This window comes from Streptomyces sp. NPDC001604 (assembly GCF_042893475.1).
In the GTDB taxonomy this organism is placed as follows: Bacteria; Actinomycetota; Actinomycetes; order Streptomycetales; family Streptomycetaceae; genus Streptomyces.
The window spans coordinates 124,750-149,869 of sequence record NZ_JBIAUY010000021.1; the positions used below are offsets into that span (position 1 = coordinate 124,750).

General features: G+C 69.2%; 23 protein-coding genes and 3 pseudogenes. 7 read left to right on the forward strand and 19 right to left on the reverse strand.

Features of this window, described 5'->3' with window-relative positions; genetic code table 11:
* Window positions 1-49: 49 nt before the first annotated feature.
* The 8 genes and pseudogenes from ACFY1E_RS39840 to ACFY1E_RS39875 all read right to left on the reverse strand — a co-directional run.
* Window positions 50-511 (reverse strand): alpha-L-rhamnosidase C-terminal domain-containing protein, encoded by a 462-nt coding sequence (locus tag ACFY1E_RS39840; RefSeq protein WP_389085369.1) that lies wholly within the window; start codon window positions 509-511, stop codon window positions 50-52.
* A 1-nt stretch (window position 512) separates the two neighbouring features.
* Window positions 513-1,127 carry a TetR/AcrR family transcriptional regulator gene (locus ACFY1E_RS39845; protein ID WP_389085372.1) on the reverse strand — a complete coding sequence of 205 codons (615 nt, stop codon included), beginning with the start codon at window positions 1,125-1,127 and terminating at the stop codon, window positions 513-515.
* Between the two features lie 65 nt (window positions 1,128-1,192).
* Window positions 1,193-2,074 carry an SDR family NAD(P)-dependent oxidoreductase gene (locus ACFY1E_RS39850; RefSeq protein ID WP_389085374.1) on the reverse strand — a complete coding sequence of 294 codons (882 nt, stop codon included), beginning with the start codon at window positions 2,072-2,074 and terminating at the stop codon, window positions 1,193-1,195.
* A 6-nt stretch (window positions 2,075-2,080) separates the two neighbouring features.
* Window positions 2,081-2,965 (reverse strand): short-chain dehydrogenase/reductase, encoded by an 885-nt coding sequence (locus ACFY1E_RS39855; RefSeq protein ID WP_389085376.1) that lies wholly within the window; start codon window positions 2,963-2,965, stop codon window positions 2,081-2,083.
* 12 nt (window positions 2,966-2,977) lie between these two features.
* On the reverse strand, window positions 2,978-3,904 hold the full coding sequence (locus ACFY1E_RS39860) for an alpha/beta hydrolase (protein WP_389085378.1): 927 nt from the start codon (window positions 3,902-3,904) through the stop codon (window positions 2,978-2,980).
* A gap of 725 nt (window positions 3,905-4,629) precedes the next feature.
* Window positions 4,630-5,265 carry a TetR/AcrR family transcriptional regulator gene (locus ACFY1E_RS39865; protein ID WP_389085381.1) on the reverse strand — a complete coding sequence of 212 codons (636 nt, stop codon included), beginning with the start codon at window positions 5,263-5,265 and terminating at the stop codon, window positions 4,630-4,632.
* Between the two features lie 188 nt (window positions 5,266-5,453).
* The gene (locus ACFY1E_RS39870; RefSeq protein ID WP_389085383.1) at window positions 5,454-7,052 is read right to left on the reverse strand and encodes an MFS transporter; all 1,599 of its coding nucleotides are present in this window, start codon (window positions 7,050-7,052) and stop codon (window positions 5,454-5,456) included.
* 553 nt (window positions 7,053-7,605) lie between these two features.
* Window positions 7,606-7,752: pseudogene (locus ACFY1E_RS39875) on the reverse strand (XdhC/CoxI family protein); the annotation flags it as partial.
* Between the two features lie 106 nt (window positions 7,753-7,858).
* Here ACFY1E_RS39875 and ACFY1E_RS39880 point away from each other — a divergent pair.
* Window positions 7,859-8,026: pseudogene (locus ACFY1E_RS39880) on the forward strand (IS110 family transposase); the annotation flags it as partial.
* A gap of 486 nt (window positions 8,027-8,512) precedes the next feature.
* Here ACFY1E_RS39880 and ACFY1E_RS39885 read toward each other — a convergent pair.
* From ACFY1E_RS39885 to ACFY1E_RS39930, 10 genes and pseudogenes are all read right to left on the reverse strand, one after another.
* Complete coding sequence (locus ACFY1E_RS39885; protein WP_389085385.1) at window positions 8,513-9,808, reverse strand: ammonium transporter; 1,296 nt, start codon at window positions 9,806-9,808, stop codon at window positions 8,513-8,515.
* Between the two features lie 102 nt (window positions 9,809-9,910).
* Window positions 9,911-10,525: an XRE family transcriptional regulator gene (locus tag ACFY1E_RS39890; RefSeq protein ID WP_059190389.1), complete on the reverse strand. Its 615-nt coding sequence runs from the start codon at window positions 10,523-10,525 to the stop codon at window positions 9,911-9,913.
* Window positions 10,526-10,534: 9 nt separating this feature from the next.
* Window positions 10,535-11,620, reverse strand: coding sequence for an FAD-dependent oxidoreductase (locus ACFY1E_RS39895; protein ID WP_389085387.1), 1,086 nt, complete (start codon window positions 11,618-11,620; stop codon window positions 10,535-10,537).
* Window positions 11,617-12,936, reverse strand: coding sequence for an FMN-binding glutamate synthase family protein (locus ACFY1E_RS39900; RefSeq protein WP_389085390.1), 1,320 nt, complete (start codon window positions 12,934-12,936; stop codon window positions 11,617-11,619). Before ACFY1E_RS39900 ends, ACFY1E_RS39895 begins: the two co-directional genes overlap by 4 nt.
* A gap of 25 nt (window positions 12,937-12,961) precedes the next feature.
* A complete protein-coding gene (locus ACFY1E_RS39905) occupies window positions 12,962-13,636 on the reverse strand; it encodes a glutamate synthase (protein ID WP_389085392.1) in 675 nt (224 codons plus the stop codon).
* Window positions 13,624-14,478, reverse strand: coding sequence for a glutamine amidotransferase (locus ACFY1E_RS39910; RefSeq protein WP_389085394.1), 855 nt, complete (start codon window positions 14,476-14,478; stop codon window positions 13,624-13,626). The genes ACFY1E_RS39905 and ACFY1E_RS39910 overlap by 13 nt, the downstream gene beginning before the upstream one ends.
* Before the next feature lie 51 nt (window positions 14,479-14,529).
* Complete coding sequence (gene glnT / locus ACFY1E_RS39915) at window positions 14,530-15,843, reverse strand: type III glutamate--ammonia ligase (RefSeq protein ID WP_389085396.1); 1,314 nt, start codon at window positions 15,841-15,843, stop codon at window positions 14,530-14,532.
* A 244-nt stretch (window positions 15,844-16,087) separates the two neighbouring features.
* The gene (locus tag ACFY1E_RS39920; protein WP_389085398.1) at window positions 16,088-16,471 is read right to left on the reverse strand and encodes a hypothetical protein; all 384 of its coding nucleotides are present in this window, start codon (window positions 16,469-16,471) and stop codon (window positions 16,088-16,090) included.
* 467 nt (window positions 16,472-16,938) lie between these two features.
* Window positions 16,939-17,118, reverse strand: a pseudogene (locus ACFY1E_RS39925) (catechol 2,3-dioxygenase); the annotation flags it as partial.
* Window positions 17,112-17,540: a pyridoxamine 5'-phosphate oxidase family protein gene (locus tag ACFY1E_RS39930; protein ID WP_389085401.1), complete on the reverse strand. Its 429-nt coding sequence runs from the start codon at window positions 17,538-17,540 to the stop codon at window positions 17,112-17,114. The pseudogene ACFY1E_RS39925 and the gene ACFY1E_RS39930, both read right to left, overlap by 7 nt.
* A 671-nt stretch (window positions 17,541-18,211) precedes the next feature.
* On the opposite strand from ACFY1E_RS39930, the gene ACFY1E_RS39935 reads away from it, so the two are divergent.
* From ACFY1E_RS39935 to ACFY1E_RS39945, 3 genes are read left to right on the forward strand one after another with little or no spacing between them, the layout of a single operon-like run.
* Entirely contained in the window at window positions 18,212-18,769 is a 558-nt protein-coding gene (locus ACFY1E_RS39935) for a hypothetical protein (protein ID WP_389085403.1), read from the forward strand.
* Between the two features lie 3 nt (window positions 18,770-18,772).
* The gene (locus tag ACFY1E_RS39940; RefSeq protein ID WP_389085406.1) at window positions 18,773-19,888 is read left to right on the forward strand and encodes an MAB_1171c family putative transporter; all 1,116 of its coding nucleotides are present in this window, start codon (window positions 18,773-18,775) and stop codon (window positions 19,886-19,888) included.
* Between the two features lie 29 nt (window positions 19,889-19,917).
* Window positions 19,918-21,093, forward strand: coding sequence for an amidohydrolase family protein (locus tag ACFY1E_RS39945; RefSeq protein ID WP_389085409.1), 1,176 nt, complete (start codon window positions 19,918-19,920; stop codon window positions 21,091-21,093).
* 67 nt (window positions 21,094-21,160) lie between these two features.
* Here the strand turns inward: ACFY1E_RS39945 and ACFY1E_RS39950 are convergent, their stop codons facing one another.
* Complete coding sequence (locus ACFY1E_RS39950; protein ID WP_389085411.1) at window positions 21,161-22,060, reverse strand: helix-turn-helix transcriptional regulator; 900 nt, start codon at window positions 22,058-22,060, stop codon at window positions 21,161-21,163.
* 967 nt (window positions 22,061-23,027) lie between these two features.
* Between ACFY1E_RS39950 and ACFY1E_RS39955 the strand changes: the two genes are divergently transcribed.
* Genes ACFY1E_RS39955 through ACFY1E_RS39965 form a run of 3 tightly spaced genes read left to right on the forward strand, consistent with a single transcriptional unit; the run spans window position 23,028 to window position 25,035 of the window.
* Window positions 23,028-23,384 (forward strand): hypothetical protein, encoded by a 357-nt coding sequence (locus ACFY1E_RS39955; RefSeq protein WP_389085414.1) that lies wholly within the window; start codon window positions 23,028-23,030, stop codon window positions 23,382-23,384.
* A gap of 2 nt (window positions 23,385-23,386) precedes the next feature.
* A complete protein-coding gene (locus tag ACFY1E_RS39960; RefSeq protein WP_389085416.1) occupies window positions 23,387-24,328 on the forward strand; it encodes a hypothetical protein in 942 nt (313 codons plus the stop codon).
* Entirely contained in the window at window positions 24,328-25,035 is a 708-nt protein-coding gene (locus ACFY1E_RS39965; protein ID WP_389085419.1) for an ATP-binding protein, read from the forward strand. Before ACFY1E_RS39960 ends, ACFY1E_RS39965 begins: the two co-directional genes overlap by 1 nt.
* Window positions 25,036-25,120 lie beyond the last annotated feature (85 nt).

Here is a 25,120-nt window from a genome sequence, read left to right on the forward strand (position 1 = left end):
ACCCCCCACCCCGACAGCCACGCGCCGGACGTGTCACGCCACTCCTCCATCAGGTCGAGCTGGGGAGGTGTTCCGTGAGGAGCCCTGCTCCGTCCACCGACGGACTCGATGCAAGCACCTCCGAGGTCCTCGCCGAGATCGCGGAGAAGGCCGCCGCAGGAAGCGACTCAAAGCCCGCCCTTCCAGGTCGGTCAGGAACTTCTCGCCGTCGCGCATCACTCCGGCGAGCACCCGTACGGTGGTCTCGCCGCGGCTCCGGAGCCCACCTCGATGACGCCCTGCCGTCCGGCAGTACGGCGTCGGCCGTGGTGTTCGGAGGGACGACGGCCTCCACGGTGGGTTCACGCCCGGATAGCGCCCAGGACACCTCGGCGGTGCCGTACGGCGTGCACAGACGTGCTCCGGCCTGGGTGACACCGCCACCCGGAGGGGGACCGATCCGCAGGCGGCGGTATCCGAGCGTGGCGGAAGCCAGGCCGGCCGCCGTACGGTGACGCGGCCCCGCACGCACTTCAGCGGGCGAGCAGCCCGCGGAGAACCACCCTTTCCACAGCTGCGACGAGTTCCGTCACATGGGAGGCGTCAGCGCGGAGTCGGTCCGCGCGCCAGGAGAGGCCGAGAACGCCGTTCATGGCAGCCCACAGAGCGGTGGCGGTGGTGACGGGGTCGAGGTCGGCGGCGAGCGAGCCGTCGGCCACCCCGTCGGCCAGGGCGGCGGCGAGTTTGGCGTTCTGCTCGTCGACGAGCGCGGCGACCCGTTCCAGGGCCGCGGGTTCGTCCGGCGGCTCGGCCAGCAGGCGGAACTGGTGCGGGCGCTCGGCGGCGAAGCGGACGTACGCGGCCGAGGCGGCCCTGATGCGTTCCACGGGGGTGCCCGGGGCAGCGTAGGCGTCGTCCATGTAGGTCCGGTTGTCCTCGAGTGCCCGCTCGGCAACCGCGATGAGAACGGCCGCGCGGCCGCCTACCCGGTTGTACACCGTCTGCACGGCGACATCCGCGCGTTCGGCGATGCCTTCCAAGGTGACCGCCTCGGGGCCTCCGGAGGCCAGCAGTTCCTCGGCGGCGTCGACGATGGCCGCACGGGTTGCGGCGGCCCGACGTGTCGTGCGTGTGACCTTGGTTGTCATGGTCTTCGCTACTTTACGAGGTGCCCGAACGGCCGACCCCTGGGCCGCTTCCTTCAGCCTGGAATTCAGCGGGAACCGGCCTGGTGGCGCTCATGCGCCGCCGGGTCGTGCCAGCCTGACGCCGAGGCGAGGCCGAGGGCGCGTTGGACCGTCTGAGGGCGGAAGCCGACACGTTCGAGTACCGGCCGGAACAGACCGGGAGCGTTCGCGGTCAGGGTGAGGGACCGGGGGACGACGACGCGGTCAGCGCGGCGCTCGATGCCGCGGACGATGCCGGCGATGACCTTCTCCAGCAGCACCATCTTCCAAATCCCCTTGGAGTTGCCGCTCCAGAGGGCGTGCCCGGCCGGGTCCGCGGTCACGTCGTCCATCATCGGAGTGCGGAAGAACGTGGGGTGGGCGCTGCCGACACCGACCCCCAGGTGGCGAACCTCCAGGCGAAGGCTGTCGCACATCGCCCACACGCCGGCCTTGCTCGCGGTGTAGGAGACCTGGAGCGGCGAGTGCACGAAGGCGGCCATGGAGGAGATCGCGAGGAGATAGCCGCGTTCGGCCTCGACGTGGGGCAGAGCCGCCCGGAAGGTGCGCCAGACGCCGTTGAGGTTGATGTCGATCACCCGCTCGTAGGCGGCAGGGTCAATCGTCGCCAGGGGGGCTATGGTGTCGATGCCCGCGCCGGCGACGGCGACATCAAGGCGCCCGAAGTGCGCGGCGGCCTCGTCCATGGCCGCCTGCAGTCCGGCGAGATCACGGACGTCCACGGCCCAGCCCCGGGCGACTGTGTCGCCCCCCAGTTTCTCCGCCTGGGCCTGGGCCGCCTCGGCGTCGAGGTCGAGCAGTGCGAGGTTGGCACCCCGTTCGCGCAGGGCGTTGGCCAGGGCGATGCCGAGGCCGCCGGTGGAACCGGTGAGGGCTACGGTGCGCCCCGCCAGGTCGTAACGGGTCATGACGGCCTACCTCGGTGAGTTGGTCTGCGGGGACTTGCCTGCGGGGTCGGCGGATTCCTCGAGTCGGCGCAGGAGTCGGCGCAGTTCGGGGTGACGTTCGGCGATGAGATCGGTGACGGGGTTGAGGACGCCGCGCAGGGCCGAAAACGGTACCCATCTGCGGGGGACCATGACACGGGCCGACCGGTTCTCGATGCCGCGGACGACGGCGTCCGCGACGCGCGTGGGGGCGATGGCCTTGCCGAGCAGGGACGGGAAGGCGATCTCACGCATGCGGGTGGTGATGTCGTGGCTTCCGAATGCTGCTCCAGCGATGGGCGTGTGGACCCAGCCGGGGTAGAGCACCCCGGCGCTGGCGCCGTGGATGCCGAGTTCGGCGCGCAGGGCGCGGCCGAACTGCTCGACGCCGGCCTTCGACATGGCGTAGGGGGCGTTGGTCATGCCGTTGAAGTAGGCGTACACCGAAGCGGTGACCAGGACGTGCCCGCGCGCCGCGATAACGTGCGGCAGTGCGGCGCGAACGGTGCGCCAGACGCCCAGCAGGTCCACTTCGACGACGCGCTCGAACATGGCCGGGTCGATGGTGGCGATCGTCGCCGGCGGATCGGCCGCGATCCCCGCGTTGGCGAAGACGACATCCAGGCCGCCGAACCGGTCGACCGTACGGCCCACCGCGTCGGCCAGTGCGGCGCGATCGGTGACATCCACCGACAGCGCCAGTGTCCGGTCGCCGCCGAGCTCGCGGGCGAGGGCCGATGTGGCGTCGATGCCCCGGTCGGCGAGGACCACGTTGGCTCCGCGCGAGTGCAGCGTGCGGGCGGTGGCCGTACCGATGCCTCCGGCGGCGCCGGTGATGAAGACGGTCTTCCCCGCAATCGGGTAGGTGGGCATCTCGTACCTCTTTCAGAGTGTCGTGGGTCCCGGGGCTTCACCAGGTGCGGAGCCGATGGGGACGTGCCGCGCCAGGAAGGCGAGCTGGTCCGTGACAACGCGTTCGAAGGGCTCGCCGAGGTAGATGTCGAAGTGGCCGTCGGGGTAGAGGCGGATCTCGCCGCGCGGCGCCCTGCGGGCATGGCGCAGGGTCGGCCGCGCGGGGGCCACGCTGTCGTGCTCGCATACGCAGAACAGCACCGGGCATGCGATCTTCGCGGTCCGGCGGCCCGGCCGGTAGCGAAGGATGTCCAGGGCGAACCGCGCCGCAACCTGGTTGGAGAAGAGCGCGTCGTCGGGCACGAGGGCCAGGTAGCCGGGCTCGGCGTCCGCAGCGGTCATCAACGCGGCGGATCCGGGCGGCCCCGCCGTCGCGACCATGACGGGAGGGCGCCCAAGGCGGGCGCCGACCACGTCACGGACCGCGCGGGCCATCACCTTCACCGAGGTGTCCGGGCGCATCGCCAGGGCAGAGGCGACACCGTCGGTGAACAGGCCCTGGGCGATGACGGCGGCGACGGCCGGGTCCTGGGCGGCTGTCGCCAGGACATGGCCGCCGCCGAAAGAGGTGCCCCACAGCACCACGCGCCGGGGATCGGTCTCCGGCCGGGAGCGCGCGTACGCCACGGCGGCCCGCCAGTCCTGGAGCTGTCGTCTGATGCTCAGGAGCTGTCGCGGCTGACCGCCGCTGGCCCCGAAGTGCCGGTAGTCGAACACCAGGCACGCGTAGCCGGCAGCGGCGAAACGCTCGGCGTAGGCGTCCAGCCGCATCTCGCGGACCCCACCGAGACCGTGTGCCATGACCACCACGGGACGCCGACCCCCGCCCTCGGGCAGGTACAGCCAGGCGTGACACTCGTCCGGCCCCGAAGGAAACGTCACATTCAATCGGTCGGTCATCGGACCTCCGTAACAACCGCTCACCTTGTTGGGATCGCGAAAAGTTGGAACCACTTCCAACATTAGAAGTTAATCCAACATTTCGGGGCTGTAAAGCAAATCGACGGCAACGAACCCGTCACGTCTCCACTGGGCTCTGGAGCCACGCTCTGCCCTTCGCGGAGGATGTGCCGGCCTGTGGGGCGATCACCGATCGAGGGCGCGGAGTACTGCACGCGGGCCGCGCCCCTCATGGCAGGTGTGTTGTTGCCCCCTGCGCCTTCAGCGGTTCTTTGGGCGCGGCTTCCCGTCGAAGGAAACCGTGATCCTCGACATCTGGGAGCAGACGAACGCCCGTCTCATGGAGCTGATCGAGACCGTGGGCAACCTGAGGCCGAGGTGCCGCCGATGCCGAGGCCGTCGTGACCCGGTGTCGCGTATACGGGGGGCCTCTTCCCCGCCCCGGCTCCGGTGATCGAGCAGCCCGAGACCCTCATGGCGACCGTCAACCTCCACACGGTCGTCCGGGAGGACCATCTCGCGGACACACTGCGTGTGCGGTACCCGGAACTCGATGAGATGGACGCCAAGGTGTGGAGTTCCGCCCCCTTACGGCCTCCGTTACACGGAAGCCGCCCAGGACGTCTTCGACCGGCTTTCCGCACTGACGTCAAGGAGCTCGTCGCATCGCACCACAGCAGGCTCCCGTCACCCCGGCGGCATCGCCTGGCGCCTCGGCTCCGGGCTCAGCCCTCTGCCCAGTGGCGGTCGAGGGGCTCGTTCAAAATCTGCAGGGCGTGCTCGCGCAGCCGAGCCAGATCCTCCGCCGTGCCCTGAGGAAGAGCCGCCCAGTGGTGATGGGCCGCGCGCAGGGCCGTGCCGACGGCGCCGACGGCGAGGAAGGGGCGCAGGTCGATGTCCGGGTCGACACCCTCGCGCTCGGCGAGCTTGCGCGCGAGACGGTCCTCGATCGAAAGGGCACGCTGGTAGTGGGCGGCCAGCAGCGGCGGGGAATACTCCAGCAGCCACACGATGCGCGTCCACAGCTCCCCAGTGCTGTCGTCCGCCTGCATCAGCTGCTCTACGACGGTACGGGCCGCATTGGCCAACGCGGTGACCGGCGGCTCCTCGGCCGGGCGTGCCTCCAGGGCGGGAAAGATAGCCTCGTCCACCTCGGTGATCAGGGCCAGGGCGACCTCGTCCTTGGTGGCGAAGTAGCGGAAGAAGGTGCGGGGAGCGACCTCGGCGGCTTCGGCGATCTCGGCGACGGTGGTCTCGTCGTAACCGCGTTCCACGAACAGGGTCACGGCGGTCGAGATGATCGCATACCGGGTGCGCATCTTCTTGCGCTCCCGCAGACCGGGCTTCGCCGCAGTCGTCATATCGTCCTGCCTCCGCTCTTTCCGCGGGAAGTCTGCCACAGGTCACAAGGAGAGGCCGGGGCCCGCCGTCCCCACGAGGGCCCCGGCCGGACGGGGAGCGCCAGAAGAAGACCCGCCCGGCGCCGCTCAGACCGGGCGGTGCGCTCCCCGCGTCTAGGGGCGGGCCGCTAAACCCGCCTGGCAGGACGTCAGATGTGCACTGCCGTGCCTTCGACCTTGCGGCCCTGCTTGGTCAGCAGACCGATCGCAGCGCCCACGAGGGCGACGACGCCGGCGACGACGAACGCGAGACTCATGCCGTCCATGAAGGCGTGGTGCGTGATGTCCGTGATGACCTCGGCGACGGGCGCCGGGGTCTTGGGGGCGACCGGGGCGACGCCGACGGAGACCGCCTCCTTGGCCTGGGCGAGCTGCTCGCCGCGGAGCGGGGGCAGGTGGGCGTCCGACCAGCGTTCGGTGAAGACGTCGTTGACCTTGGCGGTCATCACCGCGCCCAGGACCGCGGTGCCGAGGGTTCCGCCGACCTGCATGGCGGTGGACTGCAGACCGCCGGCCACACCGGCCAGCTCGACCTCGGCGTGGCCGACGATGACCTCGGTGGCGCCGACCATGATCGGGGCCAGGCCGAGGCCCAGCATGCCGAACCACACCAGGGTGTCGTTGGCGCCCGAACCGGTGTCGAGGCCGCCGAGACCGAACAGGGCTCCGGCCGTCACGAGCATGCCGACGACGATCGGCGGCCGTGGACCGAACCGGTTGATGAGCACACCGGCCAGCGGTGAGCCGACAACCATCAGGCCCGTCAGGGGGAGCATCCGCACGCCGGCGTCGACGGCGCTCATGCCGTGCACGTTCTGCAGGTAGAAGGTCATGTAGAACATGGCGCCGAACAGGCAGAACGCCAGCATGACTATCAGTACGGTGCCCGCCGACAAGGGCAGGGAGCGGAACAGGCGCAGCGGCAGAAGCGGCTCCTTCGTGCGGCTCTCACGCAGCACGAACAGCAGGCCCACGACCAGGGTGGCGCCAAAGAAGCCAAGGGTCTTCGCGTCGCCCCACCCGTAGTCGGGGGCCTTGATCAGGGCCCACACCAGCAGGAACAGGGCACCGGACAGCAGCACGATCCCAGGGACGTCGAAGGACTTGGAGTCCTGGTCTCGCTCGGTGTCCTTCAGGAACAGCAGACCCATAGCGACGGCGACGATGCCGACAGGCACGTTGATGTAGAAGCAGGACTCCCAGTTGACGTGCTCGACCAGCAGACCGCCGACGATCGGGCCGGCCGCGGTGGACGCGGCGACCACCGCGCCCCAGATGCCGATCGCGGAGTTCAGCTTCTCGGGCGGGAACGTGGCGCGGACGATGCCGAGCGCGGTCGGCTGGAGCATCGCGCCGAACAAACCCTGCACCACGCGCAGGCCGATCATGACCTTGATGTCAGTGGTCAGGCCGATGCCGACGGAGGAGGCGACAAAGCCGACCGCGCCCATCAGGAAGATCCTCGTGTGGCCGAAGCGGTCGCCGAGCTTGCCGACGGTGATCAGGCTGACCGCGAGGGCCAGCAGGTAGGCGTTGGTCACCCACTGGATGTCGGACAGTGAGGCGTCCAGGTCCTTCTGGATGGCCGGGCTGGCGATGGCGACGATCGTCCCGTCCAGCGCGACGAGCATCACGCCGAGCGCGACGGCCAGCAGCGACAGCCACGGATGGCCGCGCAGTCGGCGAATGCCCGGGGCGGCTGGGGCCGGCTTCTGGACGGAAGCCTCGGCAAGGGTGGGCTTGCTCACGGTGAGGGGTCTCCTGAACTCACGGTTCGATCGGATGAGCTCAGCTTATGGCACTAAGTGCCATGTGGCATTCGAGTGCCAAGTTAATTCGGAGTGACATATGGCATGTGATGCCGTCAGGGTGGGAGGCTCGGCGGCTGCACAGCGAGGTCGGCGAGCAGCTCCGCGGCCCGGCAGCGGCATACCCAGCTCCCGTGCGTCTGCCTCATCGATGGCGCCGACGCACAGGACTACGGCGGTCCGGTCATCGATGCGGGCCCTCGTGAAGCGTGGACGGCGCAGACGTCCGCCGCGAAGCTCTCGGCACACCACTCCTACCTGCGGAAACGCGGTTCTGAGGCGTGCCGTCCGAACAAGATCCCACGCATGCGAACCCCATCCCGGCGCCGTTCAGCGCCCTCAGCCGGGCCGAGCCCCGCCCCCTCCTGGCCGCTGCGCCTCGTACGCGAGCGGCGGTGGGTCGACCCCTGGCGGCCTTGAGCGGACGTCCCGGGGCGTCGGCTGGCTGCAACGAGGTCGGCCGCTATCGACCCCGCGGTCGGCTTTCACGCGCATGAGTCCGGCGGGACGCCATGGCCCCGACGTACGCGAGGGGCAGACGCAGGGCCCACACCAGCTGCGGGATGTCGAACTTGGCGTCGTGGGTGAGGACAAGCCTGGTGAGCGGCTCTTGGTGCCGTTTTTCCAGGGCCTTCGACGGCGGGCACGGGGCCGGGTCTCCCACTGCGGCCAACCCGTTGGCCGCTCCACGATCGTCTCGATCAACGACCACTGAGCATGTGAGAGCACCTGACACTTGCGGCACGAAACTGCAGGCCAAGCACGGCAACGTGCTTGGCATCGTCGACCAGTCGGCCGCGATCGGGGCCTTCCGCTGGCCGTCGCCCACCATGGACTGCCAGGTCGCCTATCTGCAGTGCCTGACGATACGGCGGATCGCCGACCTCTATCCCGGCGAGGCCAACACCGGCGCCGGTCCACCCACTTCTGGAACAGCACGACGCAGAGCCCCGGAGCCACCGAGAACCTGGTGGCCCAACATGCCGTGGCACCGCAGTACGGGAGCATCCAGCGCGGCACGACGGTCGCCTTCGCCAGCCCCGCGGGCAACACGACCACGCACGGCGCCGGCTTCGTCGGCATCCGCAGCGCTTTCGGGGAGTACCAACTGGCCTTGCCACGATGGCCTGTTGGGCGGGGCGAACTTCTACGACCACGGGCCCGTGCGGCCGGGGATCGTACGCATGGCGGGCCGTACGGGCGGCGGGCTGCCGTCGGCTTGGGCCTTCAGCGACGAGTGGTGCAACCTTCGTCCCCGCCCCGTCGAAGGTGCGTGTCCTGGCCGAGTTCGACGGGAGCACCCTCGCCCAGGGTGTGGCAGGCAACTACCACCACCCCGGGCACGGGTCGGGCCATCCGGTCACCTGGTGCCCAGTCCTACGACGGAGGCCGCGCCTGGCTCACCCGGCAGCGGCAGGCTGCGGGGCGGGGGCGGGGGCCGGCGTGTGCGTGAGGTCGTAGGCGCTCTCCGCGTGCAGGTGGACGTCGACGCCCTCCCGCTCCGCCTCGGGGCGGACCCGCAGGCCCATCGTCTTGTCGAGCGCCTTGGCGATGAGCCAGGTGATGGCGAAGGAGTAGGCGAGTACGGCGAAGGCGCCGACGGCCTGCTTGCCGAGGAGGGAGAGACCGCCACCGTACAGGAGGCCGTCGACGCCGTTGGGGGCGTCCGACGTGGCGAGGACGCCGACCAGGAGGGTGCCGGTGACGCCTCCGACGAGGTGGATGCCGACGACGTCGAGGGAGTCGTCGTAGCCGAACTTGTACTTGAGGCCGACGGCGAGGGCGCACACTCCGCCGCCGATGGCGCCGAGGACGAGCGCGCCGACCGGGGAGACTGCGCCGCAGGACGGGGTGATGGCGACGAGTCCGGCGATCGCGCCGGACGCGGCGCCGAGGCTGGTGGGGTGGCCGTCGCGGAGTTTCTCGACGAGGAGCCAGCCGAGCATCGCGGAGCAGGTGGCGGTGAAGGTGTTCAGCACGACGACCGAGGCGGCGTTCGAGGACGTCAGGGCGGAGCCGCCGTTGAAGCCGAACCAGCCGAACCAGAGCAGGCCCGCGCCGAGCATCACCAGGGGGAGGTTGTGGGGCCGTTCCTGGGCGCCCTCCTTGCGCCAGCCGATGCGCTTGCCGAGGACGAGGATCACGGCGAGGGCGGCGGCGCCGGAGTTGATGTGGACGGCCGTGCCGCCGGCGAAGTCGATGGCGCCGAGCTTGTTGACGATCCAGCCGCCGGTCACGTTCTTGCCGTCGAAGGCGAACACCCAGTGCGCGACCGGCAGATAGACGAGGGTGACCCAGATACCGGTGAAGGCCATCCAGGCGCCGAACTTGATGCGGTCCGAGATGGCGCCGCAGATCAGGGCGGCGGTGAGAGCCGCGAACAGGGCCTGGAAGGCGACGAAGACGGAGAGCGGGATGACGGCCTTCGGGTCGTCCTTCATGACGCCGCCGAGGCCGAAGTACTCGGTGACGTCCCCGAGGATCCCGGCGCCGCCGATCGAGTCGCCGAAGGAGGCCGAGTAGCCGTAGACGACCCAGATGCAGCCGACGAGGGCCACGGCCCCGAAGGTCATCATGATCATGTTGAGGACGCTCTTGGCGGCAACCATGCCGCCGTAGAAGAGCGCGAGGCCGGGCACCATCAGACAGACCAGTGCCGTGCTCGCGAGCATCCAAGCGGTACTTCCGGTGTCCATGCGCACACTCCGCGGAGAGGTCCAGCTACAGGAGACTTCGTTTCACCGCAGTAGACCGAAGGTGCGTTACAGGACACGCTCATGGCCGATTAAAGCCGGGTTTCAGTGCTGCGGGCTGTCCCCGAAGGCCGTCACCGTCAGGAAGCGGATCGGCAACTCCACCAGCCGCTCCGGGCCGTGCGGGGCCTCGCCGTCGAACTGGAGGGCGTCGCCGGGGCGCAGCGTGTAGCGGGACTTGCCGTGCCCGTAGACCATCTCGCCCTCCAGCATGTAGAGGAGCTCGGTGCCGGCGTGCTGGAAGAGCGGGAAGACCTCGCTCTGTTCGGTGAGCGTGACCAGCAGGGCGTCCATCCGCTTGTGCGCGCCGCGCAGCGAGCCGAGCTGGGCGTACTCGTGGCCGACCTTGGTGCCGCGCCGGACGATCCGGGCGCCGTGCCCGGCGGGGACGAAGACGGCCTCGCGTTCGTCGTCCATGCCGCGGAAAAGGGCGGTGACCGGGACGTCGAGACCGCGCGCGAGCCGGGAGAGGGTGGTGAGGCTGCACGCGGTCTGGGCGTTCTCGATCTTCGACAGCATGGCCTTGGAGATGCCGACCCGCTGTGCCATCTCGCCGACCGACAGCCCGGCCGCCTGCCGGTACTCGCGGGCCCGGACCGCGATGATGCGCTCCAGGGCCTTGTCGTCGAGGTCCGCCGCGGGTTCCGGTTGATCGGTCACCGCCGCATCCTACGCGGTGGGCTTCAGGCGGAAGCGGTCGTGGGGCTCGGCACGGCCGGTGGCGAGATCGGCGGCCATCGCGCCGATGAGCGGGGTGAACTTGGCGCCCTGGCCGGAGCACGGGGAGACGATGACCAGCGGGCCGTGCCGGTCGAGGACGAAGTCGTCCTTCGGGGCGGTGGTGTACAGACAGGTCGCCTCCGCGACCGGATCGGGGTCGAGGCCGGGCAGCCGGTCGCGGACGAAGTCGCTCACGCGGGTGCGCGATGACGGGTCGACGACACCCGTGCGGGTACTGGCGGTGGTGCGGGTGCCCCGGTCGTGCTCGGCGACCTTCACGGCGGGCAGCGGGCCGCCGTCGCCGCCCGACGGCAGACCGTACGTCTGCATCATGTCGTCCTTGAAGACCAGCGTCGGCCACACCACCGAGGGGTCGCGCTGACGGAAGTGGAAGACCTGCTGCTGGGTCACCTTCAACAGCGGCAGCGGGACCGGCAGTCCAAGCTCGGGCAGCCAGGCTCCGGCGGCGATCACCACGGTGTCGGCGGTCAGTTCACGGCCGTCGTCCATGCGCAGGAGCACCTTCCCCCCCACCTCGAAGCCGGTCACCCGCACCCCGATCCACGCGTCCGCCCCGTGCTCGATGGCCCTGCGCAGACACGCCGCGACCGTCTCGTCGGCGTCGATCACCCCGGCGCCCGGGTGGTGGAGGACCGGTCCGTCGAAGCGGACGTACGGCCAGCGCTCCGACGCGTCCTCGGCGGAGAGGACTTCGTGCGCCACTCCGGCCTCGCCGAGCACCCGTCCCAGGCCCTTCGGGTCACGTCCCGCCCCGAAGTCGAGTCCACCGGTCATGCGCAGCAAGGGAGTCGAGCTGTCGCGCTCCAGCTCGCGCCACTCCTCGTATGCCTGCCCGGTCAAGTCCACGTAGAGCTTCTCGCCGTAGGCCCGTCGGAAGATCCGCGAGCTGCCGTGCGAACTCCCCCGCTTGTGGCCGATGTCGTACGCCTCGATCAGCGTGACCTCGTGGCCGCGGCGGGCCAGTTGCCAGGCGGTGGCCGCACCCATCAGACCGGCACCCACGACTGCGATCACAGGCCCTCCCCGGGGATCCAGTTCGTGCCCGCGAGCGGGACACGGGCCATGGCGGCGGACTCGATCGTCAGCGCCACCAGGTCCTCGGGCTCAAGATTCAGCAGGTGCCCCTTGCCGCAGGCGCGGGCGAGGGTCTGCGCCTCCATGGTCATCACCCGCAGGAAGTTGGCGAGCCGGCGACCGGCGTCGACGGGGTCGAGGCGGGCGGCGAGTTCCTCGTCCTGGGTGGAGATGCCGGCCGGGTCGCGGCCATCCTGGTAGTCGTCGAAGTAACCTGCGGCGGAGCCGAGTTCGCGGTACTCGGCGTCGTACTTCGGGTGGTTGTCCCCGAGCGCGATCAGTGCCGCCGTGCCAATGGCGACCGCGTCCGCGCCGAGCGCGAGGGCCTTGGCCATGTCGGCGCCGCCCCGGATGCCGCCGGAAACGATCAGCTGGACTTCGCGGTGCACGCCCAACTCCTGCAAGGCGCGCACGGCTTGGGGCAGCGCGGCGAGGGTGGGGATGCCGACGTGCTCGATGAAGACGTCCTGGGTGGCGGCCGTGCCGCCCTGCATACCGTCGACGACCACGACGTCCGCGCCCGCATGCACGGCGAGCTTCACGTCGTAGTACGTCCGGGTCGCGCCGACCTTCACATAGATCGGCTTCTCCCAGTCGGTGATCTCGCGCAGCTCCAGGATCTTGATGGCGAGGTCGTCGGGGCCCGTCCAGTCGGGGTGGCGGCAGGCGCTGCGCTGGTCGACACCGACAGGCAACGTCCGCATCCCCGCGACCCGTTCGGTGATCTTCTGGCCAAGCAGCATGCCCCCGCCGCCGGGCTTGGCGCCCTGGCCGAGGACGACCTCGATGGCGTCGGCCGCCCGCAGGTCGTCGGGGTTCATGCCGTAGCGCGACGGCAGATACTGATAGACGAGGTGCTTGGAGTGGCCGCGTTCCTCGGGCGTCATACCGCCGTCACCGGTGGTCGTGGACGTGCCCACCTCGCTGGCCCCGCGCCCGAGGGCCTCCTTGGCCTGGGCGGACAGAGCACCGAAGCTCATGCCGGCGATGGTGACGGGGGTCGCGAGCCGCAGAGGGTTCTTGGCGTGCCGGGTACCGAGCACGACGTCTGTGTCACAGCGCTCGCGGTAACCCTCCAGCGGATACCGGGACATGGAGGCGCCGAGCAGCAACAGATCATCGAAGTGCGGAAGCCTCCGCTTCGCGCCCCAGCCACGGATGTCGTAGATGCCGGTCTCGGCGGCGCGCTGGATGGCATGAATGGTGGCGCGGTCGAAGGTCGCCGACTCACGCAGACCGTGGGATGCGGTGTCCATGGTTGTTCGAACTCCCTCAGAACGACTAGTACGACGCCGTGTTGTCGACCTTGAAGTGGTACAGCTCGCGGGCCGAACCGTAACGGCGGAAGTCCGCCGGGTCCTCGTCCCGCTCAGCCGCTTTCAGCAGTTCGGCGAGTTCCGCTAGGTGTTCGGGACGCATCTCCTTCTCTACGCAGTCGGCACCGAGAGACTTGACCGTGCCGCGGACGTAGAGGCGTGCCTCGTACAACGAGTCGCCGAGGGCGTCGCCCGCGTCGCCGCAGACCACCAACCGCCCGGCCTGCCCCATGAACGCGCTCATGTGGCCGACGTTGCCGCCGACGACGATGTCCACGCCCTTCATGGAGATGCCGCAGCGGGCGGAGGCGTCTCCGTCGATCACCAGGAGGCCGCCGTGGGCGGTGGCCCCGGCCGACTGGGACGCGTTGCCGCGCACGCGCACCGTGCCGGACATCATGTTCTCGGCGACTCCGGTGCCCGCGTTGCCGTGGACGGTCACCGTGGCGCGCTGGTTCATGCCGGCGCAGTAGTAGCCGACGTGCCCCTCGATGTCGACGGCGAGATCGTCCCGGATGCCGCAGGCCACAGCGTGCGCGCCGCGCGGGTTGAGGACACGCCAGGACGTGACCTCGGGGTCGTGCAGGGCCTGGTTGAGCTCCCGTACCGGGGTCTCGGCCAGGTCGATCAGCGTCGCCATACGTACACCTCTTCCGGCTCGGGTTCGAAGATGCGGGCGTTCTCGATGCCGGGGAGGACGTCCAGCGCCCGGTACTCGGAGGCCATCGCCACCCACGCGTCGGTCTCGGCGATCAGGGCCGGCTTGCACGCGATGGCGTCGCGGACGACCGCGAAGGAGTCGCCGGTGGACACCAGCAGCGTGTAGAAACCGTCGAACCGCTCGCACAGCAGCCGCAGCGCCTTCTCCAGGTCGGCGCCCTGTGCCAACTGATGGGCGACGAAGCGGGCGCCGACCTCGGAGTCGTTCTCGCTGACGAACTCAACGCCCTGGGCGCGCAGTTCACGGCGGATGGTGGCGTGGTTGGCGAAGGAGCCGTTGTGCACCAGGCACTGTCCGGGACCGACGGAGAAGGGGTGGGCGCCTTCGGGCGTCACGGCCGACTCGGTGGCCATGCGCGTGTGCCCCACCCCCTGCCAGCCGGTGACGAACGCGAGCCCGAAGGACTGCGCCAACTCCACCGGATTTCCAGTGCCCTTGAGCACAGCCATATCCATACCGGACCCGATGACGGTGGCGTGCGGCAGCGCATCGGCCACCGTGGCGAGCACGTCCGTGTCCGCGTGCACGACCGTCGTCGCGTCGGCCTGGACGGCGACAGCACCCGGCAGCGCGGCCTCCGCCTCGGCGGGGGTGACCCCGAGCAGGGAGACGACCTCGCGTCCCGGCGGGGACAACCGCGGGTCGCCGTAGACCGCGACACCCGCCGAGTCGGGGCCACGCTCGACGACCTGACCCAGCATGGCGGCCAGCAGCTCGCCCAGCCGGGGTTCGAGTGAGGGCTCCCGAAGATGGAGCCCCACGATTCCGCACATCTCAAGTCCCTTCGGAATGCGGCCGGAAGACGGAGGCGGTCAGAAGGCGGTCAGATAACGGTCGAGCTCCCAGGGGCCGACCGTGGCGTGCCAGTCGAAGAACTCCTCGCGCTTGAGGTCGGCGAAGTACCGGCTCACCCCGGTCCCGGCCGCGTCCAGGGCGCCGCTGATCACCTCGTCGGCCTGGAGAGCCTCGACGGCGTGCAGCAGGGTGGGCGGGAGTTCAGGGCCCTTGCCCGCCGCGCCCGGTTCGCCCGGGTCGAGGCCGCGCTCGATGCCGTCGAGACCGGCGGCGAGGGCGGCGGCAGCGGCGAGGTAAGGGTTGGCGGCGCCGTCTCCGCCGCGCAGCTCGATGCGGTTGCCGTCGGGGACGCGGACGAAGTGGGTGCGGTCGTTGCCGCCGTAACTCGCAACGCGTGGCGACCAGGTGGCGCCAGAGCGGGTGGAGACCGCGCCGGTGCGCTTGTAGGAGTTGACCGTCGGTGCGATGACGGCCTGCAGCGCCCGCGCGTGCTCGACGATGCCCGCGACGAAGGAGTAGGCGAGCGGGGACAGGCCGAGTCCGCGCTCGTCGGTGGTGGCGGGGAACGTGGGTTCCTCGCCCCGCCACAGCGACATGTGCAGGTGCATGCCCGTGCCGGTGCGGTCGGTGAACGGCTTCGGCATGAACGTGGCAGTCATGCCCCGCTGTTCGGCCAGCACCGACACCAGATACCGCATGGTGATGACCCGATCGGCCGTGGTGAGGGCGTCGGCGTGTTTGAAGTTCTGCTCGAACTGGCCGTTGCCGTCCTCGTGGTCATTGGCGTAGTTGCCCCAGCCGAGGGAGTTCATGGCGCTGGAGACGGAGGTGAGGTGGTCGTACATACGGGTCAGCCCGCGGGCGTCGTAACAGGGTTGGGCGGCGTTGTCCTTGGCGTCGGCGACGCTGAGTACGCCGTGCTCGTCCCGGTTGACGAGGAAGTACTCGACCTCGGCACCGACGGACATCGACAGTCCCTGCTCCGCGGCCCGCTCCAGCAGCCTGCGCAGGATGACGCGCGGGGCGTAGGGCCAGGGTTCGCCCTCCACGTACGGGTCGCAGTGGACGAGGGCGAGGCCGGGCTTGACGAAGGGGACGGGCGTGTACGAGCGGGCGTCGGGCCGGGCGATGACGTCGGGGTCGCTGGGCTGCTGGCCGAGCGCACCGGCCGCGTACCCGGCGAACCCGACGCCCTCGTCGCGGAGTTCCTCGACGGCCTGGGCCGGGACGAGCTTGGCGCACGGCTTGCCGGTCAGGTCGACGAAGACCGCTAGAACGAACTCGGTGTTGTCGGCATGAACCAGCTCCGCGAGATCGGGATCGGTCCGCACGGGTTCCTCCCTGCCCAGTAGAAGATGTTTCCTGTAGTGAACCGCTGTTGCATACGAGTAGACGGTGTCGGTATTACAGGACGATTTCCGCTGGGCAAGGTCTCCGTTAGCCGACGCACTCGGCCGCAGCGCACGGGCCAACCGCGTACCGGGTGCGGGAGCGGCCTGCTGGTGATGATGTGGCGCAGCAGTTCGGGACTCCAGCCGCTCTCCAGCATCACGGTCACCACCCGACCCTGGTCAGTCAGCGCCTTGCCGTCAGCAGGAACTCGGGGCGGCTGTTTGCGATGTCGAGCAGCAGGCGGATCCCGGGATGCAGCTCGTCGGCAGCCGGTGCGAGCGGCGGGTCAGCCGACGTCGGCTCATCTACTGGTGGAAAACCCGGCTCCGGATGCGACCTGCACGACTGCACATCCGGCTGGTCGGTGATGACGTACACGACCCCGCCGAGGGTGCCGTCGTCTTGGCGGGTGCGTACTCGCACCACAAAGCCGTGGTGTTCAAGCTCTTTGAGGCCGCTCTTGACCGCCCCCTCGCCGTCGCGGCTGTGGCGTGCCAGGTCGGCGACGGTGATGCGCCAGCCGTCGCGGTGCGTGCTGATCAGCCCGAACAGTCCCTTCGCCTCCACGTCAGCCGGGGGTCGCGGAAGAGACGGCCAGGCTGGTCAGGAGCAGCAACCTGCCGGCCGGACGCAGCGCTACCGCGGGGGGGGCACCGCACAGGGCGAGGCAGGAATCGCCACCAGCAGCGCCGGCACCGACGACGAGGCTGTCCTCGTTCCGTTCGCGCAGCAGCCCAGGATGGCTCACCGCCCTCACCGCGACGTACTACATAGAGCGCCACCGCCTTCCAGCACCGGACGCGCCAGGACGCACCACTGGAGGGCTCGCTTCCGCTGCAAGTTTAGGAGCGGTTCGGTGTTTTCGCTGGTCAGCAGTCCTCTTCAGGCGTCGTCGGCTCATCCGCCCAGGTAGCGCAGCACCGCCGGCACCCGCCGGTTCGCGTCCGGCGAGACCGCGAGGCTCAGCACGACCCACGGACGAGCCGCCCCCGTACAGGCTCCCGCATGAGCCCAATGTCCCGTCCGCCCGCCGGCTAGGCGACGGACGGCGTCCCGTGCGCGTGGAACGACTCGATGGTCTTCAGGCCCCAGGCCTGCCCCTTCTTGCGCTCGTCCTCGGTCCAGGTGATCAGCGGCCAGTCGGGCGCGAGGACGAGGCGGGTGAGAAGGCACAACTCGATGCGGTTGCCGCCCGGCTCGTAGACATTCAGGAAGTCTTCGGCCGGGTGAGGTTCACCAGGCCCATGGCCCGGTCGATTGTGATCTCGATGACCACGCGCTCCGGATCCGGAGCCGGAGTCCGCCCGTAACGGTCGGCGTAGCGGGTCACGGCGTCGTCCACCGCTTCCGCGTCTGTCAGCACTTCGGCCGTGCCTTCCAAGGTGGCCCAGCGGCCACCGTCGACCTGGCAGACGGCCACGCGGGCTTCGCCGGGGCGGGACGCCTGGATGTTGGCGACCTTCTTACTTGATTTGCGTGTGATAACCCGGGCGACTCCGTTGTTCGCGTCGAGCGTCACGCCCACGGGCACTACATGTGGACTTCCGTCGGGGCGAAGCGTGGTCAGCGTGCACAAGTGGTACTCGCTCCAGAACGCTGAGTGTTCAGGGGTCTGGCTGAATATCTCGCTAGGCATACCCAGGAGCGTAACGCGGAGTGATGTACAGATTCGCGCAGAAGTGACCCCTTACACACACCTGCCTGAGCCTGAGGTGGCGTCATATTGCACCGATAGATGCTCAATATGCAGATTGAGATCCCTCTAGGTATCTCGAAAAGATAACGGAAGTGCTCGTCGTGAGGCGCGGCGGTGGTCAATATGAACGCAAGTGAATCAGCAGCTCACGACCATGATCAAAAGATGAAATTGTCGGTTTGTGGGGTTTTGTTGAGGGCGGCCACCTCCCGTCGTCTGCCATCTGGGATGTAGCAATCCGGCCTTGATCTCATCTGAACTTCACGTAGGGTCCGAGATTGTTCTTGCAAGGGCTTCCTATCGGTGGCTTAGCTGTTCGCGTTAGCGATCCAGTGAGTCCGCAGAAGCCCTCGCGTGTTCCTCGCGGCTCGATCTCTGAGGCAGGCGTGCGTCCTTCGGCGCTGGTCTCGGCGCCGACGCCACCCCCATATGCGGTCCGAGGGCCAGAACATCGTTGACCCGTGGTGGCTGGCGCCTGGCCCCGAGCAAGGGCCCCGATCGGCCGGTACGAAGGGATTGCTCAAATGTCTGCGGAAGAGAGTCGTCGCTCTTCGCAACCTACGGTGCCTGCCCGGGAGAGGGTGGCACGCCGGAGGCTCGGGCGCTGGCGGATGGCTGAGAGGCGGACCGTGGAGCGCGACCTCCACCGTCGGCTGCGGCAGGAACTGCGCACGCTCGGCATCCACCCACCTCTGGACGTGGAGGAACTGGTCAAGGCGCTCAGCGAGAGGCGCGGGCGCCCGATCGTCCTGCGACCTTTCCCGCTGGGGAAGCCGGGGCCCTCCGGGTTGTGGATCGATACGCCGCAGATGGACGTCATCCTCTACCAGCAGGAGACGACCCGGCTCCACCAGCGACAGATCATCCTCCACGAGATCCTCCACATCCTTGTCGCCGAGTGGGAGGAGGACCAGGCCAAGGCGCCGGAGGAGTCACCTGACGACTTCGTTGAGGGCTGGGCGTCCCTCATCCCAGTGCTCGACCCCAAGCTGATCCGACGGGTCGCCCGCCGCTGCTCGTACGAAGACCGGGAGGAGTGCTCGGTCGAACTCGCGGCCACGATCATCCTGGAGTGGTCATCGGTGCTCGATGAACTGCCCCCGCTGTCGGAAGACCCTGAGGTACGTCGGGTCCAGTCCGCTCTGGGCGACCGGCGAGGGTGGCTGTAGTCCGTGAGCGAGACCCTCCTGCTGATCATCGCGGCCGCGGTCATCTGGCGGCTCTATCTGTGGTCGCGCGCCCCGCACGACGCTCCGACCCGGTCGGTCGCCTTGTCGCTGCTGTGCGCGGGTCTGTCCTATCCCGTGGCCATGCCCGGGGGAGCAACCGGCATCGACACCGTGGCCGGGCACGGCGCGGCAAAGCTGGCGCAGAACGTCCTGCTGCTGGGGACGGTCTACTTCCTGATGTGCTTCTACCTGTACTCGGCCGACGGGCAGGCAGCACGCCGTCGCGCCCGGTGGGAGGCCCTGGTCGTGTCGGTGGTCGCGACGGCGATCATGCTGGCGGCGGTGAGCGTGCCGCACGAGGCCCTCGCCGGCTCGTTCAGCACGGCGGACATGACGATCCCGCAGGTCGCCTTCTTCTACGCCGGCGCCGGCCTGTATCTGATGTACGCCCTCGGTGCTGCCGGACGGTGGTCCGCCCGCTATGCCCGCATGTCAGGTCGCCCCCACGCGACGGGGCTGTGGATGACCGCGATCGGCCTCGGCGCGATGGCGGTGGCCTGCGCCGTCCGTGCGGTCTTCGTCGCCGTGCGATGGACCGGCGGCGCCGTTCCGGACCGGCTCATGAACAGTGTTGCGGCCGGGCTGGTGGTGTCGAGTCTGCTCTTCGTCACAGGCGTCACCTATTCGGGGGTCCGTGCCAGGATCACGGCGATGCGCCTGTGGTTGCGCCGACGGCGGGATCACCGTCGGCTGACGCCGCTGTGGCAACTGCTGATCGAGGTCTACCCGGGGAACGAACTGCGTCCGGCCTCCAGCGGGCTGTGGGACCGGTGGCGGGCGCATGGCGTGCACCGCCGTTACCACCGGCGGATAGTGGAATGCCGGGACGGCCTGGTCGACATCAGCCCGTATCTGGTGGACGAGGACGATGACGCCGACCTGCTCCGCCTGGAGCCGGCGGAACTGGCGAGCCGGCTGCGGCGTGCCGCAGTCACGATCCGGCAGGGCTCTCCTGCCCCGGGACAGGCAGTGCCGCTCGCGGTGCCGAAGGAGGACGACCGGGACGCGGACGTACGACAGCTGATCGCGGTGTCGGAAGCGCTCCGGCTGACCGCATGACTGTGGAAGAACGAGGGAGAAGTAACGAGATGCTGATCACCGCCAGCCGGGTCCTGACCGGCTCCGGGACATACCTGGAGGACGGCGCGGTCCTCGTCGAGGGCGACACGATCGCCGCAGTCGGACCGCGCGCACAACTCGTTGACCGTGTCGGCGCGGACGTGAAGCACCTGGCGTTTCCCAACGCGACGGTCGTGCCCGGACTGATCGACGCCCACGTGCATCTCGTATTTGACGGCGGCAGTGACCCAGTGGCCACCCTCGCCGAGTCGAGCGACGAGACACTGCTGGAGGACATGCGCCGACGCGCGGAGCAGCTCCTGCGCAGCGGGGTCACGACGGTCCGGGACCTGGGAGACCGAAATGGCCTGGCGCTTCGCCTGGCCGAGGAGGTCTGCAAGGGAGGCACGTCCGGCCCCCGCATCGTGTCTGCGGGTACACCGGCCACCCCTCCAGGAGGGCACTGCCACTTCCTGGGAGGCGAGGTCTCCGGCGTGGACCAGGTCCGAGATCTCGTACGACGCAACCTGGCGGCAGGCGCTGGCGTGATCAAGGCCATGGTGACCGGAGGCGGTCTGACCAAGGACGGGCCGAAGAGCTGGGAGAGCCAGTTCACCCCGGAAGAGCTGCGGGCCTTGGTGGACGAGGCCCACAAGGTCGGTGTGCCGGTGGCCGCGCACGCGCACGGTGCGGACGGCATCGCCGCGGCCGTGGAAGCGGGTGTGGACACGATCGAGCACTGCACGTGGATGACGGGCGACGGCTTCGACCTCCGGCAGGACGTCCTGAAGAGAATCGTCGACGACGGCATCGCAGTCTGCCCGGCTGTGAGCCCTCACTGGCAGATGCTCCCTCGCTTCTTTGGCGAGGAGCGGGCGGCGGCCATGTTCGATCTGGTCCGGCAGATGGCGGAAGCCGGCGCCAGGCTCATCGCCGGAACCGACGCGGGTGTCCAACGCGCGGGGTTCGACGGGCTGGTGCCGGCCCTGTCGTTCTACGCGCACCTGGGCCTGCCGAGCAGCAAGATCATTGACATGGCGACTGCTGACGCGGCCGACGCGCTGGGCCTGGGTGAGACGACAGGCCGGATCGCCCCGGGATTCCGAGCAGACCTGTTGGTGATCGAAGGGGATCCGCTCGAAAACCTCGACGCGCTACGAGCGATTCGCGCCGTTGTCGCTGGCGGCCAGCACCACGAACCGTAGAGAACCGACCCAGCGCAGTTGACCCGCATGCTGTCCGAAGCCTTCGCTCTCGGGCTTCGGACAGGCGCTACTCGTCTGCGTCGGGCTCTCGTTCTTCCAACTCCGTGACCAGGTTGTTGACGAACTCCATGACGTTCGTCGGCAGACCCTGAGAGCCCATCCCGCGCCCCTTCACTCGGCCCACGGTCCCCTTCCTCGATGCGGACAGGAGCTGGAGGCCCTCGTAGACCTGGCGGGCCACGGCGTCATCCGGCTGGAAGTACATCGGCGATACACCGAGGAATTCAGCCAGGCCCTCAAGGACGACAGGCGATGCGGTCTCAACGGCGCCGGTACGCAGATCCAGAACTCCTGCCGCGGAGATGACCCGTGCCCCGGCGTGCGTGTTGACCGCGTCGGCGATCTCCTCGTCCGTCGGCGGGCCCTGGTCTCCGGGATACGAGCGCTCCAGGAGCAGGGTGATCCTCTCCGCCAACGTGCCGGGAGGGCCCATGGAGGCCGGAGCAGTCCCGGTGGCCTCCGATTCGGCCTCGGCCTGACCACCCTGTGCCTTGGCGATCGACCGGTCCTCGGCTCGCCGCAACTCCTCCTCCCTCACTCCGTAGGCCTGGGCCAGGGCCGGGACGTACTTGTCCTTGAGCCGCCGTTCACCACGTTCGGCTCCTGCAACGGGGCCCGCGCTTTTGGTCCCGATCAACTTGGCTGTCTCGTACTGGTAGTAGCCGGCGTCACAGCGCAGATCGGTCAGGTCCGGGAGTCCCGTGCGAGGGAAGAGATCGTCCAGATTCCGCTTGAGCGCCTTCGCCAGGGCGGGCAGCTTCTCCGGGTCGGGAGTCGCCAACCCGGTCTCCCAGCCGGCGACTGTCGAGTCCGCGACGCCGACTGCCGTCGCCACGTCGGCCTGAGCGACCTCGGCAGCGCGCCGCACGGCACGTACACGACCTCTGTCGAAGTAGCGGGCGGGCATCGGACCTCATTTTTCTGCAAACCGAAGGAACCTCGGTGCGTTGACTTTTTATGTGAGTGGAGATAGCTTCAGCTTAGCGAAAAGCGGGGAGCGTCGCACGCTCGTCCGGTCTTCGTTTCCGATCTCCAGCGGCGCTGATGCCGAGGAGGTCGACCCGCAAGGGTTCCACGCGTCGTGTGCGCACGGGGCGCTTCCAAGACGTAATCGGCGCCGGAGAGGTCGCATTCCTCGAACGCCAGGCGGTCTGTGTTCCGGCTATTCCGCGGGGGCGCTGAGATCACATCACGGCTGCTCCGTGTCCGTGCGCGGAACTTGCGGAGTGGCTGGCACGTGAGGAGTTTCGTATGCCCCTGCTTCAAACGACGGCCTGCTGTATGGCCGTTAGGGCCAGGCGTGCGATTGATGCAGCGGCTCTGGCCCGCATTGACGTGCCGTTAGCGGCACCTGAGCGGGAATTCATGAGCCGCACGTCGGCTGGGAATTAGTTCGCCTGCGCAGGGGTGCTCGGGGCTGACGAGCCATGGGCCCGGAAGCATAGTTCAGTGACGCTGCCGTCAGCGCTGCCGCCAAGCACCTGCACCTCAACACCATGCAACGCCTTCGTAGCCGCTGGGCGGAACGCTGCCGGCGAGAGGCGGAGACGCATCGCCTCAGCGATGTATGTCGAGTTGGCGTCGGATCGGCTCATACCCTGCAATCCGTTGGAGTGTTTGCAGCGGTGTGCATATGTTGCTGGTCCGTCGGCGAAACCGCCGAACCGGAGCCCACTCAAGGGAGGAAATGAGAGCCACGCTAGACGTCAAGTCCGTGATTTTCAGCGGGAGATGAGACCGGCGCCCAGAAGTTAGCAGCTTCCGGGCGCCAGGACCGCCACCCCTGAGGGCGCGGATTCATAACCGGGGCGGGTCGGCTGACCTTTTCGACGAGAACGGCCAACCCACCCCACCTACGAGTAAGGAATTGTGGCATGCCCGAGTCCTGGGCCGGAAGGGCGCTCGACGTCCAGCCCGCCAAGACCGTCGACCCCACTGCCGGTACCCGCCAACACCGTCTGGCCGTTCTCCTCGCGGACATGGTGCCCGGCGCGCATACCGTCCGCGTCTCGCAGCATCAGCCCTGCCAGACCTGGCCTAGCCCCTACACCCGCGCGTACGACGAGCAGGGGAACCTCATACCCCTCAACCGGGCCCAGCGCGTGACCGCACGCTGGGTGATCCGTGCCTACCCTGAGGCGGACTGGGACGAGGCGCACGACCTCGACCTGACCACGGGGACCCTGCGACCTGCGGTCGAGGCACGTCCCGCCAGGGGCGGAGGCCGCTGACCGTGGCACGAATCCGCACGATCAAGCCGGAGGCCTTCGCCTCGGAGTCCCTCGCCGAGGTCTCCATCGCTGCCGAGCGAACCTTCTTCGGCCTCCTCACCCAGGCCGACGACCACGGTCGTTTCCGCGACCAACCCGCTGTTCTCGCCGGGCTGCTGTGGTCCCTGCGCCCGGAGCACGGCCCCGTGGAGGTCGAGGACGACCTGACCCAACTCGCCGCCGCCCACCTGATCTGCCGGTACGAGGGCGACGACGGCAAGCGGTACCTGCACATCGTCACCTGGCGCCAGCACCAGAGGGTCAACCGACCGAGCGGCGTCCGCTTCCCCGCCTGCCCGACCCACGAGGTCGAGCAGCGCGATGAGGACGCGCCGCAGACTCACGGAGCAGTCACTGAGGCCTCAGTGAAGGCTCACGGAGCGCTCAGCGAGCCCTCGCGCAGTCCGCATGAGACCTCCGTGAACCGTGAAAAGCCAGGCCAAGGCGCCTTCAGTGAGCCCTCACGGAGCCCTCACGGAGGACTCAGTGAGCCCTCGCCGAGCCCTCACGGTCCGGATCTAGGACCTAGGAACTTGGATCTAGGAACTACTTCTCCTTCGGGGAGCGCAGGCGCCCCCGCACCGGAGACCGTCTCAACTCAGCAGCTCATTGCCGAGTACGCGGCTGCCTGCACCCACCGCCCGCCCAGCGGCGTACTCGGTCACCTCGGACGGGAGACCGCCAAACTCCTCGCGGAGGGCATCGCCCCCGACCACATCCGGGCCGGACTTGCCCGTCACCGGGCGAAGGGACTGCACCCGAGCACCCTGCCGAGCCTGGTCCACGAGGCCATGAACGCCATCCCCGCCGGTTTGGTGCGGACGGAATCCCGGCCTAACGTGCCCGGTCACCGGGCCTGGGCCAACCCCACCGACCCTGCCGCCGCCTACGCCGAGGAGCTGTGATGCGCGACCGCGACGCCCAGCCCATCGGCGGCATCGCCCGCCGCCTGGCGGGCATCCTCACCGCCCGGGGCATCGACCCAGCCGTCCAACTCACCGACCCCTTCGAGCCGATCCCCGCCCTTCAGGCGGCACAGGCGCGCATCCCGGCCCGCTACCAGGCCGCCGTCGCCGACCACCCGGCGGTCGCCGCCTGGGTCCGCGCGATCGCCGAGGCCGGCCGCCCCGGACCCGAGGGGGCTCCAGGCATCGCGCAGGGCCGCTCGCTGTTGATCGTCGGCACCACGGGCACCGGCAAGACGCACCAGGCGTACGGTGCGATCCGCTCGCTGCTCATCGCCGGAGTCCGGCTGCGCTGGAAGGCGACCACGGCCGCCGACCTTTACGCCGAACTGCGACCCCGCCCCGGCCACGACGGCGAGCGGGAGCTGATGGACCTCGCCCGCTGCCCGCTGCTGATCATCGACGACCTCGGCGCGGCCAAGAACAGCGAGTGGACCGAGGAGATCACGATGCGGCTGGTCAACCGCCGCTACAACGAGATGCTCCCGACGCTCATCACCACCAACCTCGGCATGGCCGACCTGCGTCAGCACATCGGCGACCGGGTCGCCTCCCGGCTGACCGAGATGAGCGACAAGGTCATCCTCGACGGCCCCGACCGCAGACGAGCCCTCGCAGCCCAGCGGCGCCGCATCCCCGCCGCCTGATCCCCGCCGCGACCGGCTGCCACCGCTTCCGCCTCCTTCACGCACCGCCCCCTGGGACGCGCCTGCCCAAAACGCGCCCGGGGCG

What these genes read in the sequence shown, in the direction of transcription:
- ACFY1E_RS39845 (WP_389085372.1), bottom strand. Translation starts at nt 1,127, where the DNA reads ATGACAACCAAGGTCACACGCACGACACGTCGGGCCGCCGCAACCCGT.
- ACFY1E_RS39850 (WP_389085374.1), bottom strand. Translation starts at nt 2,074, where the DNA reads ATGACCCGTTACGACCTGGCGGGGCGCACCGTAGCCCTCACCGGTTCC.
- ACFY1E_RS39855 (WP_389085376.1), bottom strand. Translation starts at nt 2,965, where the DNA reads ATGCCCACCTACCCGATTGCGGGGAAGACCGTCTTCATCACCGGCGCC.
- ACFY1E_RS39860 (WP_389085378.1), bottom strand. Translation starts at nt 3,904, where the DNA reads ATGACCGACCGATTGAATGTGACGTTTCCTTCGGGGCCGGACGAGTGT.
- ACFY1E_RS39865 (WP_389085381.1), bottom strand. Translation starts at nt 5,265, where the DNA reads ATGACGACTGCGGCGAAGCCCGGTCTGCGGGAGCGCAAGAAGATGCGC.
- ACFY1E_RS39885 (WP_389085385.1), bottom strand. Translation starts at nt 9,808, where the DNA reads ATGGACACCGGAAGTACCGCTTGGATGCTCGCGAGCACGGCACTGGTC.
- ACFY1E_RS39900 (WP_389085390.1), bottom strand. Translation starts at nt 12,936, where the DNA reads ATGGACACCGCATCCCACGGTCTGCGTGAGTCGGCGACCTTCGACCGC.
- ACFY1E_RS39905 (WP_389085392.1), bottom strand. Translation starts at nt 13,636, where the DNA reads ATGGCGACGCTGATCGACCTGGCCGAGACCCCGGTACGGGAGCTCAAC.
- ACFY1E_RS39930 (WP_389085401.1), bottom strand. Translation starts at nt 17,540, where the DNA reads ATGCCTAGCGAGATATTCAGCCAGACCCCTGAACACTCAGCGTTCTGG.
- ACFY1E_RS39935 (WP_389085403.1), top strand. Translation starts at nt 18,212, where the DNA reads ATGGCTGAGAGGCGGACCGTGGAGCGCGACCTCCACCGTCGGCTGCGG.
- ACFY1E_RS39945 (WP_389085409.1), top strand. Translation starts at nt 19,918, where the DNA reads ATGCTGATCACCGCCAGCCGGGTCCTGACCGGCTCCGGGACATACCTG.
- ACFY1E_RS39950 (WP_389085411.1), bottom strand. Translation starts at nt 22,060, where the DNA reads ATGCCCGCCCGCTACTTCGACAGAGGTCGTGTACGTGCCGTGCGGCGC.
- ACFY1E_RS39955 (WP_389085414.1), top strand. Translation starts at nt 23,028, where the DNA reads ATGCCCGAGTCCTGGGCCGGAAGGGCGCTCGACGTCCAGCCCGCCAAG.
- ACFY1E_RS39965 (WP_389085419.1), top strand. Translation starts at nt 24,328, where the DNA reads ATGCGCGACCGCGACGCCCAGCCCATCGGCGGCATCGCCCGCCGCCTG.